The organism is Photorhabdus australis DSM 17609 (genome assembly GCF_000711895.1).
GTDB lineage: Bacteria > Pseudomonadota > Gammaproteobacteria > Enterobacterales > Enterobacteriaceae > Photorhabdus > Photorhabdus australis.
Genome location: NZ_JONO01000045.1, coordinates 12,039 through 32,019, shown reverse-complemented (window position 1 = coordinate 32,019; position 19,981 = coordinate 12,039). Strand labels below are relative to the sequence as shown.

Annotated in this window: 20 protein-coding genes; 6 read left to right on the top strand and 14 right to left on the bottom strand. The window is 41.9% G+C overall.

Annotated elements, in window-relative coordinates:
* Positions 1-784: 784 nt before the first annotated feature.
* Positions 785-2,377, bottom strand: coding sequence for an autoinducer-2 kinase (gene lsrK / locus BO26_RS13580; protein WP_036772205.1), 1,593 nt, complete (start codon positions 2,375-2,377; stop codon positions 785-787).
* Positions 2,378-2,463: 86 nt separating this feature from the next.
* Positions 2,464-3,465, bottom strand: a complete 1,002-nt coding sequence (gene lsrR, locus BO26_RS13575; protein ID WP_110882769.1) for a transcriptional regulator LsrR — start codon at positions 3,463-3,465, stop codon at positions 2,464-2,466.
* Between the two features lie 156 nt (positions 3,466-3,621).
* Here lsrR and BO26_RS24910 point away from each other — a divergent pair, with 156 nt between their 5' ends.
* The 4 genes from BO26_RS24910 (at position 3,622) to lsrG (ending at position 5,276) form a co-directional block, all read left to right on the top strand.
* The gene (locus BO26_RS24910) at positions 3,622-3,762 is read left to right on the top strand and encodes a hypothetical protein (protein ID WP_477707036.1); all 141 of its coding nucleotides are present in this window, start codon (positions 3,622-3,624) and stop codon (positions 3,760-3,762) included.
* Positions 3,763-3,775: 13 nt separating this feature from the next.
* Positions 3,776-4,021, top strand: a complete 246-nt coding sequence (locus BO26_RS13570; RefSeq protein WP_036772200.1) for a hypothetical protein — start codon at positions 3,776-3,778, stop codon at positions 4,019-4,021.
* A gap of 68 nt (positions 4,022-4,089) precedes the next feature.
* Complete coding sequence (gene lsrF / locus BO26_RS13565) at positions 4,090-4,965, top strand: 3-hydroxy-5-phosphonooxypentane-2,4-dione thiolase (RefSeq protein ID WP_036772197.1); 876 nt, start codon at positions 4,090-4,092, stop codon at positions 4,963-4,965.
* An 11-nt stretch (positions 4,966-4,976) separates the two neighbouring features.
* Positions 4,977-5,276 (top strand): (4S)-4-hydroxy-5-phosphonooxypentane-2,3-dione isomerase, encoded by a 300-nt coding sequence (gene lsrG / locus BO26_RS13560; protein ID WP_036772196.1) that lies wholly within the window; start codon positions 4,977-4,979, stop codon positions 5,274-5,276.
* Between the two features lie 299 nt (positions 5,277-5,575).
* Here lsrG and BO26_RS23505 read toward each other — a convergent pair whose 3' ends face one another.
* The 3 genes from BO26_RS23505 to BO26_RS13550 form a co-directional block, all read right to left on the bottom strand.
* A complete protein-coding gene (locus tag BO26_RS23505) occupies positions 5,576-5,782 on the bottom strand; it encodes a hypothetical protein (protein ID WP_157835557.1) in 207 nt (68 codons plus the stop codon).
* Positions 5,783-6,015: 233 nt separating this feature from the next.
* Entirely contained in the window at positions 6,016-6,561 is a 546-nt protein-coding gene (gene yfcD / locus BO26_RS13555; RefSeq protein WP_036772193.1) for an NUDIX hydrolase YfcD, read from the bottom strand.
* 410 nt (positions 6,562-6,971) lie between these two features.
* The gene (locus BO26_RS13550; protein WP_036772191.1) at positions 6,972-8,858 is read right to left on the bottom strand and encodes a lipase family protein; all 1,887 of its coding nucleotides are present in this window, start codon (positions 8,856-8,858) and stop codon (positions 6,972-6,974) included.
* A 742-nt stretch (positions 8,859-9,600) separates the two neighbouring features.
* On the opposite strand from BO26_RS13550, the gene BO26_RS13545 reads away from it, so the two are divergent.
* Together BO26_RS13545 and BO26_RS13540 are read left to right on the top strand one after the other, a co-directional pair.
* Entirely contained in the window at positions 9,601-10,221 is a 621-nt protein-coding gene (locus BO26_RS13545; RefSeq protein WP_036772217.1) for a glutathione binding-like protein, read from the top strand.
* A gap of 378 nt (positions 10,222-10,599) precedes the next feature.
* Entirely contained in the window at positions 10,600-11,514 is a 915-nt protein-coding gene (locus BO26_RS13540) for a TIGR01777 family oxidoreductase (protein WP_036772189.1), read from the top strand.
* Here the strand turns inward: BO26_RS13540 and BO26_RS13535 are convergent.
* The 9 genes from BO26_RS13535 to BO26_RS13495 all read right to left on the bottom strand — a co-directional run bounded on the left by BO26_RS13535 (position 11,495) and on the right by BO26_RS13495 (position 19,967).
* The gene (locus tag BO26_RS13535; RefSeq protein WP_036772186.1) at positions 11,495-12,079 is read right to left on the bottom strand and encodes a UbiX family flavin prenyltransferase; all 585 of its coding nucleotides are present in this window, start codon (positions 12,077-12,079) and stop codon (positions 11,495-11,497) included. The genes BO26_RS13540 and BO26_RS13535 overlap by 20 nt on opposite strands.
* A gap of 46 nt (positions 12,080-12,125) precedes the next feature.
* Positions 12,126-13,643: an amidophosphoribosyltransferase gene (gene purF / locus BO26_RS13530; RefSeq protein ID WP_036772184.1), complete on the bottom strand. Its 1,518-nt coding sequence runs from the start codon at positions 13,641-13,643 to the stop codon at positions 12,126-12,128.
* A 14-nt stretch (positions 13,644-13,657) separates the two neighbouring features.
* Positions 13,658-14,164 (bottom strand): colicin V production protein, encoded by a 507-nt coding sequence (gene cvpA, locus BO26_RS13525; RefSeq protein WP_036772175.1) that lies wholly within the window; start codon positions 14,162-14,164, stop codon positions 13,658-13,660.
* Between the two features lie 198 nt (positions 14,165-14,362).
* Positions 14,363-15,058, bottom strand: coding sequence for a cell division protein DedD (gene dedD, locus BO26_RS13520; RefSeq protein ID WP_036772172.1), 696 nt, complete (start codon positions 15,056-15,058; stop codon positions 14,363-14,365).
* Entirely contained in the window at positions 15,048-16,346 is a 1,299-nt protein-coding gene (folC, locus tag BO26_RS13515) for a bifunctional tetrahydrofolate synthase/dihydrofolate synthase (RefSeq protein ID WP_036772164.1), read from the bottom strand. Before folC ends, dedD begins: the two co-directional genes overlap by 11 nt.
* On the bottom strand, positions 16,339-17,283 hold the full coding sequence (gene accD, locus BO26_RS13510) for an acetyl-CoA carboxylase, carboxyltransferase subunit beta (RefSeq protein WP_036772162.1): 945 nt from the start codon (positions 17,281-17,283) through the stop codon (positions 16,339-16,341). The genes folC and accD overlap by 8 nt, the downstream gene beginning before the upstream one ends.
* Before the next feature lie 101 nt (positions 17,284-17,384).
* Entirely contained in the window at positions 17,385-18,074 is a 690-nt protein-coding gene (locus BO26_RS13505) for a DedA family protein (RefSeq protein WP_036772161.1), read from the bottom strand.
* A gap of 46 nt (positions 18,075-18,120) precedes the next feature.
* Positions 18,121-18,915 (bottom strand): tRNA pseudouridine(38-40) synthase TruA, encoded by a 795-nt coding sequence (gene truA / locus BO26_RS13500; RefSeq protein WP_036772216.1) that lies wholly within the window; start codon positions 18,913-18,915, stop codon positions 18,121-18,123.
* A gap of 41 nt (positions 18,916-18,956) precedes the next feature.
* The gene (locus BO26_RS13495) at positions 18,957-19,967 is read right to left on the bottom strand and encodes an aspartate-semialdehyde dehydrogenase (RefSeq protein ID WP_036772159.1); all 1,011 of its coding nucleotides are present in this window, start codon (positions 19,965-19,967) and stop codon (positions 18,957-18,959) included.
* Positions 19,968-19,981: the final 14 nt, after the last annotated feature.

Sequence of the window (19,981 nt, the reverse complement as noted above, 5' to 3'; positions counted from 1 at the left end):
GAAATATTTATCGATACGAAGCTCGAACTCGGACAGAGTTTAATGTTATTCAGTTTTCGCATATCTTCAAAAATACACATTTAAACGTCCTCTATCGCTTTTTCACTCTGCCCATCTATCCCATTAGGGTTATTTTATTTGCCATTCCTTGTAATAAAGAGAATCCTGTAACAACTATGTATAATAAGACAAACCATTAATTACACGAGTTATTTAAAATAAGTCCAATGTGTACCAAAGCCAGATCATGAAATTAAATACAATTAAGTCGGTCTATATCACCACTTAGAAACATATAGCCGTTATCAATTCTTCGATTATCTTCTCCTGATTATTTATTGCAAGAAATATTTCCAACAACAACCCTACAATTAAATATATTATTTGAATATCACGAAAATCAAAAATACAAAATAAAATCAACAATAAAATTAGATTTGGATCACACAATAGAAAATAACAACAATAATAACAAAAGAACCTGAAAGATAACTTATATGTAAACCATCACTTTCCTTATTCTGTTTTAATACATAAAAAATCCGGTATAAAAATGCGTACCGGATTATCACACCAACGATAAATTATTCAATACTTCTTAATATATTCGTATTACAGTCCTTTATTCATATAGTTTTTATATATAAATATCTTATCCCGCCGTTATATATTTATACCCGTTATCTTTCAAGTTGCCTCTTTGTTGGCTGCACTCGCACACCAGCGCAAGCGCACCCAGAAAAATACCGGCTATACAGGCACCAGCAGATCAATTCATTACAAGTTATAATCCCGGCGCTTTCCACAGCGAAGTTGTTAAACCATGATCGACCAATGTTAACTGATCGGCATATATCGCCTGCCAGTCCCGCTTAGCTTTTTGGTATACCTCATAATGTTCAGGATTGGGCTGATATTCATGTTGCCAACGCACTAACTTTTCCCCTGTAGCCCCCATTGCATCATAAAGCCCAACACCGACTCCAGCCGCAATCGCACATCCCAAGGCAGTAGATTCTTTGACTATCGGAACCCGCACTGGAAGCCCTGTCACATCAGATAAAATCTGGCTCCATAATTTTCCTTTTGAACCACCACCAGCAAATACCAATGAATCTGGCTTCACTGCCGAAAATGCAGAAATTAGATCCAAATTGCAAGCCGAAACAATGGCAGCGTTTTCTTCCAATGCACGGAATAGTGTCGATTTATTGCATTTTTCAGGATCAATTGACAGGTTAATAAAGGACGGTGCTGCATGATACCAAGCTTTAAACCGCATCACATCAGAGAAAATTGGCATAACACCGTGAGCACCAGCCGGCACTCTGGCTGCCATATCTTCCAATAAACTATAGGTATCAACACCAAGACGTTCCGCCAGTAATTTTTCTTCTGCACAAAATGCATCCCTGAACCAACGCATCGTTAAGCCAGTAAAAAAACTGATGGATTCAGCCTGAACCATACCGGGAATAACATGAGGGTTAATCCGTGTATTCATATTTGGGTCAGTTATTGGCTTCGGTAGATTGACAACCTGCTGCCAGAAAGTGCCACCGATAACAGCAGTCTGTGTCGGTTTTACAACACCTAAACCAAGGCAACCAAGCTGAACATCACCGCCACCCATAATCACTGGAGTTCCAACATCAAGGCCACATTGAGATGCGGCTTTTTCAGTGACGTAACCTAACAAAGTACCTGTTTCTTTTACCGGTGAAAGAATATCTGAACGCAACCCTGCCATCTCAAGCAGATTAGCACACCAGTCACGGCTGACCAGATCCAACATTCCTGTCGTACCCGCATTGGAGGGATCTACCGCCAACTCGCCACTGAGCATATTTGCCAGCCAATCGCTAATCATTGTTAAGGCTGCCGCTTGACGATAAATATCTGGACGATGATGAGCAAGCCATAAAAGACGAGGCATAGCCCCCAATGCCAACGTTTGCCCTGAACGCTGATAAACATCATATTCAAACGTATTGTTATATAACGCTTTCAATTCACCCACTTCATGGCTGGAACGCGCGTCCACATTGGCACAGGCCCAAATCGGCTCACCATTACGGTTATAGAGAACAATACCTTCCCGCATAGAACAGGACGCAACGCCCTGAATAGCGCTGGCAGGTAATTCTGCTTTTTTCAGCGCCTGACGAATACACTGACAAGCCAGCTGCCAGTTCATTACCAAATCAAATTCCATTGAACCGGGCACATCAGGTACAGGCTGATGTACCCATTCAGCCTGTCCGGTAGCAATTTGATTCCCTTCAAGATCAAAGATTACTGCACGAACACTCCCTGTCCCTGCATCAAGCGCCATCAGATATTTTCCTGATGGATTAGCACTACGGCGTTGATTCATGATGCTATCCTCAGTTTAATTATTTTCTAAACTTATAGCCTTACCTCAGATTTTTTTATTTATTCACGGATAGATTGAATACGTGGTCAGCGCAATAAATTTAACATCACCCTGGCGGTCTGTTCTTCAGTCACCAATGCATTGATATATTGACCATTAAGTGCCGCAACGATGGCTTCCGCTTTATCTTCACCTCCCGCAACGCCAATAACTGTCGGAATTGTTTTCAGTTCCGACATGGAGATGCCAATAAGCTCATGATGAATTTGTAAATCTTCCACCAACTTGCCGTCTGCTTGCATAAAATAGCCAAGGATATCGCCAACAGCGCCTTTTCGGGCAAACATCAGTTGTTCACCACCACTGATATAACCGGAACGCATAATTGTCGCCTGCTGTTTCTGATTAATAGCGCCGATACCAACGATAGCAATATCAGCCGCACCCGCTGCCAGCAAAACATCACGGACACTATTCTCCTGACGAAATGTTTCGGCGACCTGAGCGGTCGAAGCACGTAATGGCGCGGGAATAATACTTATTGGGCAGGCTGCATCCAGTTGACCAATTCCAGTCATATAAGGACCGACACCACCGGACAATGTGACCAATCTAATGTACTGTGATGAGATAAAACCGCTCAAATGTTGTAATGTGCACATTGTGGCTTCACCAAACCCTACTGCCAGTAATTGCCTGGGTGCAATCAGTGCCATCAGCAAATGCGCCGCCCCAACACCCAACCTGATACTAAGATTCATATCAGCCAGTGCAGGTAAAATACGAACTTGTTTCAGAGAGAAATGTTTTTGCAAAGTATTTTCCAGCGCCAGGCAACCCTCATAGCGAGAGTTAATCTGTACCCGAATAACACCTGACTGCCGCCCTTTTTCCAGCAATCTGGAAACCTTTAACCGACTCAGACCAAGCAGGTCACCGATATCCCCTTGTGTCAGGCCATCGTGATAGTAAAACCATGCAATACGTGCAAGCAGCTCTTCTTCACTCATGCTATTACCCAGATAAGTGTCCTCAGACAACATCTGTTTCTCTTTAATTGATTTTTCTTTCGCTAATTTTATCGCCATAACCACTTTCTTTTATCCGCGTTCAACAGATAAGCATTAAACCGCATTACGCGCCAGAGCCTTACCGTACAATTTGAATAGATTATAATGCAGATCAAATTTTTTCATAAATTGTGATCTAAAAGGTGCTAAATCCGAAATACAACAGCTACCATATTGAATAATTGTTTTTTAAATAAAAATTTGTTCACTCTGATTACCACAACGCCTGCATCACAGGATGTCATGATGTTAGATAGCGATGCCGGCAAATCGACGCTACATGAATATTATCGCTGGTATAAAACAACTGAATAATTAAGGTCTAACAGTGAAACAATTCAGGCTTTGGGATGTTATTAATCGGGACAAAATTTCAACTCATATAACCAACAAATTACTCAAGAAAGGTAATTTAAGTATCGGTGAGAAACGAGATATTCCCCATATTGGCACTATCACAGTTGCATCAAACAGTTTTCAGGGTTACAGCTATGACGCCAAAGGGAACGATATTGTTGTTTTGCCTGAATGGGTAATTTTCACCAAAGACAATATCAATCAGTACGATTTCTAATTCTATTGCCCGGCAATCTCCGCCAGTCGCGGTTGCTGGTTCAGTGTAAGCTAGTTAGGAGAAGAAAAATGGCAGATTTAGACGATATTAAAGACGGTAAAGATTTTGGTGTTGATGTTCCACAGAAGAATAGCTTGTTTGAACTAAAAGGCTGTGGCGCTCTTGATTGGGGCATGCAATCACGACTATCACGCATTTTCAATCCCAAAACCAACCGAACTGTTATGTTGGCTTTCGATCACGGTTATTTCCAGGGGCCAACAACCGGTCTTGAACGCATTGATATCAATATCGCACCACTGTTTCCGCATACCGATGTATTGATGTGTACGCGCGGTATTCTCCGCAGTCAGGTTCCACCTGCGACGAATAAACCTGTAGTCTTGCGAGCTTCCGGCGCCAATTCTATCCTGACGGAGCTGTCCAATGAGGCAGTCGCGGTTGCGATGGAAGATGCTTTACGTCTGAATGTCTGTGCAGTAGCGGCTCAGGTGTATATCGGATCTGAACATGAACATCAATCAATCAAGAATATTATCAAGCTAGTCGATCAGGGAATGCGTTACGGTATGCCAACCATGGCCGTAACTGGTGTTGGTAAAGATATGATACGAGATCAGCGTTATTTCTCTTTGGCGACCCGTATTGCTGCCGAGATGGGCGCGCAAATTATCAAAACTTACTATGTCGATACTGGCTTTGAACGTATTGCTAGCGGATGTCCGGTTCCTATTGTGATTGCTGGTGGTAAAAAACTTCCAGAAAGAGAGGCGCTGGAGATGTGTTATCAAGCCATTGATCAAGGAGCCGCCGGTGTGGATATGGGACGTAACATTTTCCAATCCGAAGCACCGGTTGCCATGTTAAAAGCTGTTCAAGCCGTGGTACATCAGAATGAAAGCGCCAACAAAGCTTATGAGTTGTTTTTAAGTGAAAAAGAATAAAGGGGATTAAGATGCACGTAACTTTAGTTGAAATTAATATTAAACAAGACAAATTAGATAAATTCCTTGAAATATTCCGATTAAACCATCTGGGTTCAATTCAGGAAGAAGGCAATCTACGTTTTGATGTGTTACAGGATGAAAATATTCCTACCCGTTTTTATATTTATGAAGCATACGTTGATGAAAAGGCTGCTGACGCACACAAGGAAACACCTCATTATTTGAAATGTGTTGAAGAGCTTGATTCTCTGATGTCTGAACCAAGGAAGAAAACCTCTTTTATTGGTGTTATGCCAGAAATAAAATAAATAAGGCACTTCAATATAACGATAAAATACAACATTATTTAAATAATTAAATTGCCCGGGACAGAATATTCTTCCCGGGAATTTTACTCTCACGCTAATTTTAATTTCCCACAACTAAGAATAACAAGCAGAATACCCTGAGGTTTTATTACCAAATTAAACCGCCTATACATCAGGTAATTTTATTCAATACGAAAAATTACCTAACCAACTATTATTTGAACCAAACCAAACAGCCAATCCCCAAGAGGTCTTTTTATCACCAAATCTAAATATTCAGCATCTTTACCCAATAGATTTCAAGATGCATCGCGACGGCAAGGGAGCGAATCCCCGGGAGCATAGATAACTATGTGACCGGGGGTGAGTGAGTGCAGCCAACAAAGAGGCAACTTGAAAGATAACAGGTATTTATCAATCTTACGATCGATCAGTTCAGATCCACTCAATGTCTCGATTTCCACCGATTTCTTCACCTCAGCGGATGAATATATTCTGGTTGCCATAGTATATCTTCTCATAACAGCATATGGATATATTCAATATATAGGATATATAATGACTAGTCTCTATAGCACCAATAATAAATATTATTGTTACTTTATAACACTTATGTGCTGACAAATGCTTATTCAAAAGGAGGAGTATTCACTGCCGTGAGTAAGAAAGGAATTTAAGAACAGAAGCAGTAAGCTCCACCATTTGGGAGCTTAGCCATTCAACAAAACAGATAACTAAATCAATCAATCTTTTTATTCATAATAACTTCATCGAAATCATTATTACGAGTCAGCCACAGAGACAATGCTTTCAATGAATCAGGTGTAAATTCGTCACAACGAATCGTGATCTCCTCCGGTGTCATCCAGCACACCTCGTCAATTTCCGTTGCCTGTAAAGCAAACGGCCCATGACTGATGCAACTGAATAATGCGCCACAAATACGGCAATTCTCTTCTTCATAATAAAAGCTACCATGCTCAGCAAAGGGAACTCCCGCAATACCCAGCTCTTCTTCCGCTTCTCGCCGGGCTGAATCCAGCATATTTTCACCCATCAAGACAACACCACCTGCGGTCGCATCCAGTTTCCCCGGATAAAAATCTTTAGTTTCTGTACGATGCTGAACCAAAATTTTCCCCATGCCATTATGAACGACAATATAAGTGGCACGGTGCCGTAAACGTTGGGCACGCATCTGCTGACGTGTAGCCTGGGCGATGACTTCATTATCTCCATTAACGATATCGATCCATTCAACACCCACTGTATTCTCTTGTTCCATCTGCAAAAGACCTTTTTATTAGCAAGAAATCACAAAGCTATAGGATGGTTAATCTACTCAGAATAACCAAATTGGTAGGGTTCTACGAAGTTATTCGTTTCGGACGATTCATGCAACCTTTTAACCTAACCTGAAATAGAACATCTGAGGAACTATACCCTTCATCTTTCAAATTGCTACTTTGTTGGCTGCACTCACTCACCCCCGGTCACATAGTTATCTATGCTTCCGGGGATTCGCTCCCTTGCCGTCGCGATCCATCTTGAAATCTATTGGTATATAAGTCCGATAAAATTCTTATTGGCGGTAAAACTGAGTCTTATCAACCACCAACAACTAGATAAGAAAGCGTTATCCATCGTCCATCCATGTTCCTCATACTGACTATGCTGATAAGGATTTTCTTATATTTACGACATCCAATCCTCACCAATCAGTGCAAAATTATCCGTATAGCGTTTTAAAGCCAAACTACCCCGTTTATTTTGTTTAGTATAAATAAGTGCTTTATCTAACTGGCTATCCATATGTAAGAATAGAATATTACGCTGCCGAATATCGGGAACAATATCAGTCCGTTCCTGCATTGTTTTCTCAAATAATCGCGCCTTATCTCGGTAAAAATGATATTTCTTCGGAGAAGCCAATTCTGCAATGCGATCACCAATATAATGAACATATTTAAGCATACGGTGATCAGGTACACTTAAAGCATCTTTCAATGTCGGATTTGCATTACGTGGAAACCATTTATTCCTATCAGCATTACTGATATGTTTAAAGAATTCTTTCTGAATCTCCAATGCTTCCCTCATATCACTTTCTGTCTCATTATTTAGTGACGGGATTAAATACATTTTTGTTTCAACCGGCAATGTGTCCTTGATCCGTATATAGTTACTTGAACCACGCTCTTCTACCCGTTCAATAATCAGATTGGCTCTATAAAAGTGAACTATTTTTCCATGATGCAAGAAAACTTCACTACCTTTTGTCAAACCCAACAATTCAATAGTGCTGAATAAATAGCCCAGCGGCCCCCAATAATCATAAAGCCAATTATCAAGGTCTTTTTCTGGAGGCGCTGAAGGAACCAGATCATTTTCATTCACGTGACGGTAATGCGTAATATCCGCTATTTCCTCTACCGCACTACGTGTTAATGTCCGCGGCATTCCATAACTGTATAAACAAGGATGATATTTTTTCAGTTGCGCACTGTGTAATAACCCCAACGCACCACCCAAGCTATGTCCACAAATAAATAAGTTTCTGTTTTTAGCCAAATCTGTAATTCTATCAAATACACTTTTATTATCAGAGTCGGAAACTTTTAACTTGCTGATAAGACTAAATGCTTCCCAAAATCCCTTATGAACCTTACCATTCTCGATAAAACCACTACATACTCCCCCATCACCACAACCTAATTTAAGGGGCTGGTACATAATATCGGTAATAGCATTATCTATACTGGCCGTCCCACGCCAACTGACAATGATATCTTGCTGGTTAGCCGCATAAAATAATTCAGTATCTCCTAACGGACTTTTACTCGATTTTGAGTCAATAAATACAATATCAGTGTAACGTTCACGAAATGGCACATCATAAATAATAGGCGAACGAGCTATTTTTTCTACCTTATTAGGCAGTTGGGATACATCTTGCATTTGCCGATAAAAAAAATGGGCAATAGAACCTACTGTATCCGTAGTATTATTAGAATATGCCAGTATCCCCATTAATGACAAATTATAAGCATTCACCAAAGAGTAATCTTTCTGATTATGTAATAATAACGCCCAGGCTCGAAATGGGCACACTTCCAGAACATATCGACAATTTATTGAAGGCGTGTAAAATCCTTTCGGCATCGGATCTGGAAAATGATAATGTGGCGGTTTATCTTCTTTCCATTTATCAATTACAGGCAAGCCACCACTTATTTGTCCAATTGTCACATAGCAATATTGATGGCCTTCTGCTTCCGCCTTCGGTTTAACTATTGATGCCCTGATATCACGGCTCTCCCGTAATGGTCGTTGTTCCATTTCATCAGCTAATGGCTGAGCACTGATATATAATATTACTGGGTAAATTGGCAAGTTTTCTTCCCTGAGTAATCCTTGTTCATTAGTCACACCTTTACGTTCAGCACGTTGTCCTCCCTGACTTATTAAGTGATAAGGCATATTAACTAATGGGTTACCTTGTTCATCAACCAATTGGAACTCCACCCAATATTCCATTATTTTTTCGCTATCAGTATCATCTCGCAGGAATAATTTATTCATAATTGTTTTTTCCTTTTTTTATTCTTGAACATTAATTTAAGGCTTATTATCAAACTGACACTAATAATAGTGAGAGATAAAGTTCATTCTCTCAAGCATGCAGTCACAATAAAATTCAACAAATGCAAAACGAATATAATTACAAAAAATCACAGAGCAATAAATAAAAACCAGGAACAGCCCAAGTTATTGAATCACCTTATTTCACAAACATTGGTTCTACAGAAATAAAAAGTCCAGCATTAACTTATCCAGCGATAAATTATAACCACCACAAAAGAAAACAAACAACACATTGAATAATATGTGAAAAAATTTATCGATATCATTACCATCATGAATCATTAAGTTTTATTTAAAATGAATTAAATAATAAAAGATTAGAACTATCTCCTACCTAAATAAAGGTAAAAAGGTTAATAATAACATGCCAAAATATTATTAACATAAACATCATATCAATTATTTATTATATATTTTCATTTCAATATTATTAAAAGAATATGCAGTTTATTGATTCTGTTGTGTTAACGAATCAATACTGACAACATGCGTAATAGCCAATTTTCATGCAATCATTGATAAAATATCCCCTCCCCTGCGAGTAAAATGTCATTTTTCAGAATTAAGAATCATCAATTTTCCGGCTGGGAAGAGTATTAAGGTATCTTACACACTACATAAACTAACGATAATGTGTAAAATTAGTGCTATGTTCATTTTACGTTCTATCGGAGATTCTATGATCGATCTGTACTATGCACCAACACCAAACGGCCACAAAATCACCCTCTTTCTTGAAGAAACCGGCCTTCCCTATAATATTCACCGAATTGATATTGGCGCAGGAGATCAATTCAAACCCGAATTCCTTGCAATTTCTCCTAATAACAAGATTCCGGCTATTGTTGATCAACAACCCGCCGATGGTAGTAAACCTACTGCTATATTTGAATCCGGTGCCATTCTTCTCTATCTTGCAGAGAAAACCGGCAAATTGCTCAGCAAAGATATGCGAGAACGCATCCAAAGCCTGCAATGGCTGTTTTGGCAAGTTGGTGGTTTTGGCCCAATGCTGGGGCAAAACCACCATTTTAATCTTTTCGCGCCTGAAAAAGTGCCTTACGCAATTAACCGTTATCAGGAAGAAACAAAACGCCTGTATAAGGTCCTGAATACTCAATTGGAAAAAACCCCCTTCTTGGGTGGTCAAGAATACAGTATTGCTGATATCGCAACTTACCCGTGGGCACACTCCCATGAATATCAAAATATTGTTCTGGATGATTATCCAGCGGTCAAAAAATGGTTTGATATTATTAACCAACGTCCCGCTACTCAAATAGCATACAGCAAAGCCTGATTCTGTTTGCGGGGTGATTATTTCCCCGCAAAACTTGATCACGTTAACAGATAGCCGTATCTTTAACCATAAGCCCCATATATCCCTGCTATAGTTTTCTATACCCAATAGATTTCAAGATGCATCGCGACGGCAAGGGAGCGAATCCCCGGGAGCATATACCCAATAGATTTCAAGTTGCAATGCGGCGGCAAGGGAACGCATCCCCAGGAGCATAGATAACGATGTGACTGGGGTAAGTGAACGCAGCTAATAAAGCAGCAGCTTGAAAGATGAAGGGTATAGATAACTAGGTGACCGGGGTGAGTGAGTGCAGCCAACAAAGAGGCAACTTGAAAGATAGCAGGTATATATCAACTTTAGGTTACAGGAGTGGCTATGCGTATTTTAATCACCGGAGGAACGGGTCTCATTGGTAGCAGCTTGGTTTACCAACTACTTTCCCTATCCCATTCCATTACCATTCTGAGCCGCTCACCTCAGAAAGTTTATTCCCTGTTCTGTAAACAAGCTGAATGTTGGACCAGTCTGAAAGATAAAACCGATCTCAATGATTTTGATGCTGTTATTAATCTTGCTGGTGAACCCATAGCAAACAAGCTCTGGACTCCAGCGCAAAAGGAAAAACTGTGCCAAAGCCGCTGGGAATTAACAGAGCAGATCAGCAAGCTAATTAATGCCAGTCAAACACCACCCGAAGTATTTATTTCCGGCTCTGCCGTGGGCTATTACGGAGATCAAGATCAGACCATTGTTACAGAAAATGAGCCACCTCATGATGAATTCACTCATCAGCTCTGTAAACGTTGGGAACAACTTGCTCTACAGGCTGCTAGCGATAAAACCCGTGTTTGTCTTTTACGGACCGGCTTTGTACTGGCAAAAAATGGCGGCGCATTGAAAAAAATGTTACCGCTCTTTCGTCTTGGATTTGGCGGCCCTATGGGCAGCGGAAAGCAGTATATTCCCTGGATTCATATTGATGATATGGTGCATGGGATCTATTACCTGTTGATGACTGACGATTTAAGCGGCCCTTTTAATATGACCTCCCCTTACCCAGTACATAATGATCAGTTTGCCGCAACACTGGCGGAAGTGCTGAAGCGCCCTGCAATTATCCGGATACCTGCTTTTGTGCTGAAACTACTGATGGGAGAGGCTGCAGTATTGGCACTGAGCGGACAACAGGCAATACCACATAAATTAGAGCAGGCGGGATTTGGCTTCCGCTATTTTCAGCTAAAAGAAGCTTTTGAAGATCTACTTAATATTAAATCTCAACACCTTTAGCGCCTTGCCAACGGGTGAATAGATCATGAGGTAACTCAATGTCAAACTGATCGAGTACCCGATTAACCGTCTGGTCAATAATATCCTGAATTTGTTCAGGCTGATGATAAAACGCAGGAACTGGCGGCATAATTACAGCGCCAATTTCTGCCGCCTGAGTCATCAGCCTGAGATGCCCTAAATGCAATGGCGTTTCTCTCACACCGAGCACCAATTTACGGCCTTCTTTCAATACAACATCTGCGGCTCTGGTGATTAACCCATCGGTATAACTGTGAACAATACCTGAAAGAGTTTTCATTGAGCACGGCAGAATTACCATGCCTGAAGTTTTGAACGAACCGGAAGAAATAGCAGCGGCTATGTCTCTGTTGTCATACACAACATCAGCCAACGCCTGCACATCCCGTAAACTATAATTTGTTTCAAGTGCCAGCGTCTGACGAGCAGATTGACTGATAACCAGATGTGTTTCTACGCTTTCAACTGGCTGTAAAACTTGCAGTAGCCTGACGCCATAAATAGCTCCACTTGCTCCCGTAAGCCCCACGATCAATCTTTTCATTTTTGCCTCATGCTGACACCGAGCAATTATTTAAATCCGAAGGTAATCAACCTTCATTATAGATATCCAAGCCTTCGATTTCGTTCTGAATATTCAGTTTCATTTCATCGTCCTTACGCAGATTCTCCAGATAATAAAGATAAGTCTGGTCAATATCTTTGGTGACATAAATGCCATTGAAAACCGAACACTCAAACTGCTCAATATCCGGATTTTCTTCACGAACAGCCTCGACTAAATCAGTTAAATCCTGGAATATCAATGCATCTGCACCAATACACTGACGAATCTCATCAACCTCACGCCCATGGGCGATCAACTCATTTGCATTCGGCATATCAATGCCATAAACATTTGGAAAACGCACTTCTGGCGCCGCTGAAGCAAGATAAACCCTCTTAGCTCCTGCTTCACGAGCCATTTCAACAATCTGTTCTGATGTTGTACCACGAACGATAGAATCATCCACTAATAGCACATTTTTATCACGGAATTCTGCGCGATTGGCATTCAGTTTACGACGGACTGATTTCCGACGCTCCTGTTGCCCAGGCATGATAAATGTGCGACCGACATAACGGTTTTTTACAAATCCCTGACGATATGGCTTATCCAATATACGGGCAATTTCCAAAGCAATATCACAAGAAGTTTCGGGAATTGGGATAACTGCATCAATATGCAGATCTTCCCATTCACGAGCAATTTTCGCCCCCAGCTTTTGGCCCATACGTACACGGGCGTTATAAACCGAAATTTTATCAATAAAGGAGTCTGGCCGAGCCAAATAGACAAATTCAAATAAACATGGCGTTAAAGAAGGGTTTTCAGCACACTGTCGAGTGAATAACTGACCTTTCTCAGTAATATAAACCGCCTCACCTGATGCAACATCCCGCAGGAATTCAAAACCCAGCGTATCCAATGCGACACTTTCAGAAGCGATCATATATTCATTACGACCATCATCCAAAGTACGCTTGCCTAAAACTAACGGACGGATACCATGCGGATCACGGAAAGCGACCACCCCATGACCAATAATCATCGCAATACAGGCATAAGCACCACTAACTTCCTTATGCATTGCTGCTACCGCAGTAAAAATATTATCAGGCTCCAACGGGTAATGCTGAAAACGATCCAATTCATTAGCAAAAACATTGAGCAAAATTTCAGAGTCTGACGTGGTATTCACATGGCGACGGGCATTTTCAAACAGTTTTTTCTTCAACTCATGAGCATTCGTCAAATTACCATTGTGTGTCAGTGTAATACCAAATGGAGAGTTTACATAAAATGGCTGAGCTTCCGATGCACTGGAGCTGCCTGCTGTCGGATAGCGTACATGACCAATCCCAATTGTTCCCTGTAAACGCAACATATGCCGGGCTTCAAACACATCTCTCACTAAGCCATTAGCTTTTCGTAAACGAAATCCATTGTTACCATCAATAGTGGCAATACCCGCAGCATCTTGTCCACGGTGCTGAAGCACCGTCAACGCATCATAAATCGACTGGTTAACTGGTGTAAAACCGACAATACCAACAATACCGCACATGTAGTTTTTCCTCATCAGCCAAGCGGAGAGGTATATTTCTCCGGCAGGAAACTTGACGCATTTTGCAGGTAGTCAAAGAACCACCTGATAATATGACTGAACTGTGGGATCAATTGTGATTGTTTCCAATCTTCACTTTGAGCAAGTGGTGTAAATGTATCCAGAAAAAATAGAATAGCAGCAACAATCAGCACACCACGCAACGCCCCAAAGCAGATCCCCAGCACCCTATCAGTACCTGACAATCCAGTCCGTTCCACAAGAGAACCTATCACATAGTTCACCATGGAACCGACAACTAAAGTAGCAATGAACAGAACCGCAATAGCAATTCCGTTACGCACCAATTCATCTTCAAAGCGGGTAAAATAAACCGCTAAGTAAGTGTAAAAGTGGCCTGCCACAAAGAAAGCACATCCCCAAGTGACCAGTGATAAAGCTTCTCGAATAAACCCACGAATCAGGCTAACCAATGCCGAAAAGCCAATAATGGCAATAATAACGTAATCAATCCAGACCATGTTTAATTCCAAAATAGACACCCCGGCATCCGCTTCGGGCGCATTCTAACAGAAAACGAAAACGTTTGCGTAGCAGATTTCCTATCCTGCTGAAAATAATTGCGATATAGAGAAATCACCACCACCACAGTCACTTAATGTTTACTGCTTGATTTTATGATGGTTATCCCTCTTGTCATATAAGCACCGACAGTCCTATTACAGCCTATAATCTCTTACCTGCCCTTGTAATCCTGTAAGGCTTTTCAATTCTGATAACGCTGACTCGAGCTGTTGTTTGGAAACATTCGGACCAACATATATTCTGGTTAACTGCCCCTGAACTGGGGAAGAAGGTACAGTATAGACTTGATAGCCAGACAGACGCAGTCTGGCGACTATTTCATCTACCTTTCCTGCGTTTTTCAAAGCACCAAGCTGTACGATATAAGCTTGTCCTTGCGGTGCTTTTTCGGCTGGCTTCTCTGCCAGTTTTGGCTCTGGTGTGACCTCTAATTTAGCTTTAGGTTCCGATGCTGGCGATTTTTTAGGTGCTGGTTTTTGCTCAGGCCTACTCTGTGATTGAAGTTTCACTTCTGGCTGAACTGCCAGAGGTACTATCTGCGCTGGCTGTGGAGAAACCGTTACCAATGGCGTTTCCGGCTGCTCTAGTGTTTCTGGCAACAATACCTCTGTCTCATCCTCCAAAGGGACTGATAATATTGTCGTTGTCGAGTTAAGGGGAGGAATGGATTCAATTTCCTGCTCATCCCCAGGCTTTGGAACCAAGGGGATTGATGCAAACTTATCTTCGTTGTATTTCTTATTTCCGTCCAATAATGTAGGCAACACAATGACACCAAGTGCTACCAATACAATTGTACCGACCAAACGATTCTGAAATTTACTTGCCACTTCCTTTCTCCCTGTCCAGAGCTTCCATGACATGAGCCACCGTGTGGAATGAACCACAAACTACAACGATATCCTGCTCATTAGCATCTGCCATGGCCTGATACCAGGCACTTTCCACATCAGTAAATACCTGCGGCTGTTCAAGATGCTGAGCCAGCTCTTGGGCATCAGCACCACGAAATTCAGTTAAAGGAGCGCAATACCACTTATCAATTTGCTGCGACAGGCAAGCCAGTGTGCCAGCGATATCTTTATCACCAAGCATACCCACTACACCAAGAATTTTACTACCCAGTTGACGAGGCAAGAGGGCCAGTTTCTGTACCAAATAAGCCGCTGCATGTGGGTTATGTGCCACATCCAAAATCAACAATGGATTTTCACGAACTATCTGGAAGCGCCCTGGCAACTGTGCATTTTTCAGCCCTTGATGAATTGCCCGCTCATTAATAACCTGACTGACTTTATCATGCTGTCGCAATAAGCAACAAATCACTCCCATTGCGGTTGCTGCATTCATCAACGGCACATTTGGTAGAGGCAAGTTACTCAATAGAATATCATCAGATTGCCAGCACCAATTTTCCTCCTGTTGCGAGAAGCGCCAATCAGTACCACAGCGGAACAACTTAGCACCTAATTCATCGGCGACTTCCGCAATAGAAGATGGCATATCCGGTTCACCAACTACAGCAAAACTATCTTTTCGAAAAATGCCCGCTTTCTCATAGCCAATATGCTCACGATCTGCTCCTAACCAATCAGTATGATCAAGTGCAATACTGGTAATAGCCGCAATATCGGCATCCACAATATTTGTCGCATCTAACCGGCCACCTAAACCTACCTCTAAAATGACAACATCCAGACAAGCTTCTTTAAATAGTTGCAAGGCTGCTAATGTGCCATACTCAAAATAAGTCAGTGAAATCTCACCACGGCGGGATTCAATATCTGCAAATACACGGCAAAACGCCTGTTCAGGCAACTCCTTCCCCTGAATACGTACCCTTTCGGTATAACGTACAAGGTGAGGAGAACTGTAAACACCGACTCGCAACCCAGCAGCTAGCAGAACAGACTCGATAGTACAACAGGTGGTACCTTTACCGTTGGTGCCAGATACTGTGATTACCTTAGGTGCAGGATCCACTAACTCTAGCATTCGGGCAACTTTCCCTACACGCTCAAGCCCCATATCAATGGCTTTAGTATGCAGGCTGTCAAGATAGGAAAGCCACGTCGTCAATGACGACGTGGCTTGAGGAATTAGCAAAGTGTCAGACATCTTCTTTATTAGTACTTATTTGAATATCCGCATCAACGTCAGCGGGCTCTGCCACAAATTCAGCAACTATCGGCTTAGCACCTGGTTGCAGCTGATGAGTCAGTTTAGAAAGCAAACTGGCAAGAGTACTACGCATTTCAGGGCGACGAACAATCATGTCAATCGCTCCTTTTTCCAATAAAAACTCACTGCGCTGGAAACCTGGTGGCAATTTCTCACGAACTGTCTGCTCAATAACACGAGGCCCAGCAAAACCAATCAATGCTTTTGGCTCAGCAATATTAATATCACCCAACATCGCCAAACTTGCTGACACTCCCCCCATCGTTGGATCCGTCATCACAGAAATGTAAGGCAAACCACATTCCTGCAATTTTGCCAAAGCAGCACTGGTTTTTGCCATCTGCATCAGAGACATCAGAGCTTCTTGCATACGAGCGCCACCACTGGAAGAGAAACAAACCAGAGGACAACCGTCTTCTAACGCCTGTTCTACTGCTCGGACGAAACGGGCACCAACAACAGAAGCCATTGAACCACCCATAAATGCAAATTCAAAAGCAGCAGCAACAACTGGCATACCATTCAAGGTACCTTTCATCACAACCAGAGCATCTTTCTCTTGTGTTTGTTTCTGTGCTACTGATATGCGGTCTTTATACTTTTTAGAATCACGGAATTTCAAAATGTCTTTCGGTTCTAATTCACCACCTAATTCAGTTGTTGGTCCTTCATCAAGAAAAGTCTTCAACCGGTTACGTGCGGAAATACGCATGTGATGATCACATTTAGGACAAACCTCAAGATTGCGCTCTAACTCAGCACGGTAGAGCACCTGACTGCAACTATCACATTTAGTCCAAACCCCTTCTGGGATATTTGCCTTATGGGTTTGGGTAATGTTGCTTTTGTTAAGAATTCTTTCAATCCAGCTCATTAATGATCTTTCCGTCTGAATCTGGCTTATGCCAGTTTTGTTATTGTGTACCATTAAACCACAATGCTATTACAGTGTGGATAAAAAACTGCTCAAACCTGTTACGAGTTATTTGCTTTCTGTTTCGCCACCGCGCGACGATGGCGCCAGATTTCAATTACACCGGGCAGAATTGAGATAAAGATGATAGCGACAATCAACAGTTTCAAATTCTGTTGTACCACTGGCATATCACCGAATATATAACCAGAATAGGTGAATAAAAGCACCCAAACCAGTGCGCCAATCACGTTGTAAGCAGCAAAATGACGATAAGACATTTTCCCCATGCCAGCAACGAATGGCACAAATGTTCTGATAATCGGTACAAATCTCGCCAGAATAATTGCTTTCCCACCATGTTTTTCATAAAACTCGTGGGTTTTCTCCAGATAACTACGGCGGAAAATTTTTGAATCTGGGTTTGTAAACAACCTCTCACCAAAAATGCGACCAATTGCGTAATTCACTGCATCACCAATAATGGCCGCAGTAATCATCAATGCGACCATGACGTGCACATTTAGATCGTTTGAATCCAAAGCAGCTAAAGCACCCGCAACAAATAAAAGTGAATCTCCCGGCAGAAATGGAGTAACAACCAATCCTGTTTCACAGAATAAAATCAAAAACAGAATGCCATACACCCAGTTACCATATTGTGCGACAAGTTCAGCCAAGTGAATATCAACATGGATAACAAAATCAACAATAAATTTAGTAAAATCAAATATATGAGTAAAAAATTCCATAATATTCTCCGTTGTGCCAAAACATCCGTGTCGGCAACTAAAAACATTAAATCAGATTATCTGCCAGAAACAGAGGCCCCATAACAGATTCCGGCAAATTAAACTGCTCCGGATAGTCAACAGCAACTAAATATAATCCCGCCGATTTTGCTGTCGCAGCAGCTTTCGTCCGATCTTTTAAAGCAAGCAACCGGGCCATCCATTGAATATCCTGATTACCACAACCGATTTCCATCAAACTCCCAGCAATATTGCGTACCATATGGTGTACAAAAGCATTGGCTTTAATATCTATTACCACGTAATGCCCATAACGGTTGACATTAATATGCATCACATTACGCCAAGGGGTTTTGGATTGGCACTGAACGGCACGGAAAGAAGTAAAATCATTTTCCCCTAATAAACACTGCGCTGCCTGATGCATCAGCTTTTCATCCAGAGGATAGTAAAAGTGTGTCACTCCACAGGCTAGCACGGCAGGACGATAACGATGATTAAAAATAATGTAACGATACCGCCGGGCCGTAGCACTGAAACGGGCATGAAAATCCTCATCCACTGTTTTCACCCAACGAACAGCAATATCCGGTGGTAAATGTGCATTCACCCCCATTGTCCATGCTGCATCCTTGCGCTGGGCAGATGTTTCAAAATGAACAACTTGCCCTGTTGCATGTACGCCAGCATCAGTTCGACCGGCACAAAATACCGATATGGGTTCATCGGCAACTTTTGATAATGCTTGTTCAAGACATCCCTGAATACTTTTCACTTCCTGCTGGCGCTGCCAGCCATAATACTGGCTGCCATCGTACTCAATTCCCAATGCAATTTTCATTTTTGAACCTGGCACAGATTCTATTTGTTCTGTACCAAACATCAGTAAAATTGCTCCCGGATCAGTTTTTCTGCTGTCTCAATAGCCATCAGAGCACCGCCAAACCGGATATTGTCGGCCACAGACCAAAACTGCAATACTTCTGGCATACCGTAATCGCTGCGCAAGCAACCAATATTCAACGAATCATTGCCCGATGCTTCTGTCACCGGTGTTGGATAATCACCTTCATCTGAAACGTTAATATCAACTATCCGTTCCAATTCCTCACGGGCTTCTTCCACACCAACCGGACGCAATGTTTCCAAATGGACTAACTGAACATTGCCATAAAAAACAGAAGACTGAACGCAACTGACTGAAATGGGCAATCCCTCATCCTGTAAAACCTTACGCACCTGATCCACAAGACGGCGTTCTTCACTCACTGAGCCTTCAGCATCCGTCAGCAATGGCAAAAGATTAAACGCCAGTTGTTTGCTGAAGCGGCCCGGCTCTGGTGGAATACCATTCAGTAAACGGGCACTCTGTCCAGCTAATTCATCAACTGCCGCTTTACCGTGAATAGAAACAGAAAACAGATTAGTCAAATGCAAACGTGCAATTCCAGCCGCATCAACCAGCGGTTTAATCGCTGTTAGTACCTGGCTGGTCATACTATCTGCCAAAGCAATAATATTACGGTTGCGATAATCCGCCAAAGCATGAGGATTAACTCCCGGAACAACCAAAGGTACATCCGGTTCCATAGCAAACAATCCACTGCTATCAACAACCAAACAACCTTCTTCCACAGCCTTTTCAACATATTGTGCCGTAGCTTCTGCCCCAGCCACAAAAAAAGCAAGCTGTACCTGCGACCAATCAAAATCAGCAGCATCACGAACAATTAAATTTTTACCATTAAAACGCAAGTTTTCACCTGCACTGCGTTCACTGGCAAGAGGATACAATTCACCAACAGGAAACTGACGCTCCTGTAATAACGCCAGTATCGCTTCACCTACTGCACCTGTCGCACCCAACAGGGCAATATTCCAACCTTCTGACATGTTGGTTTTCTCCA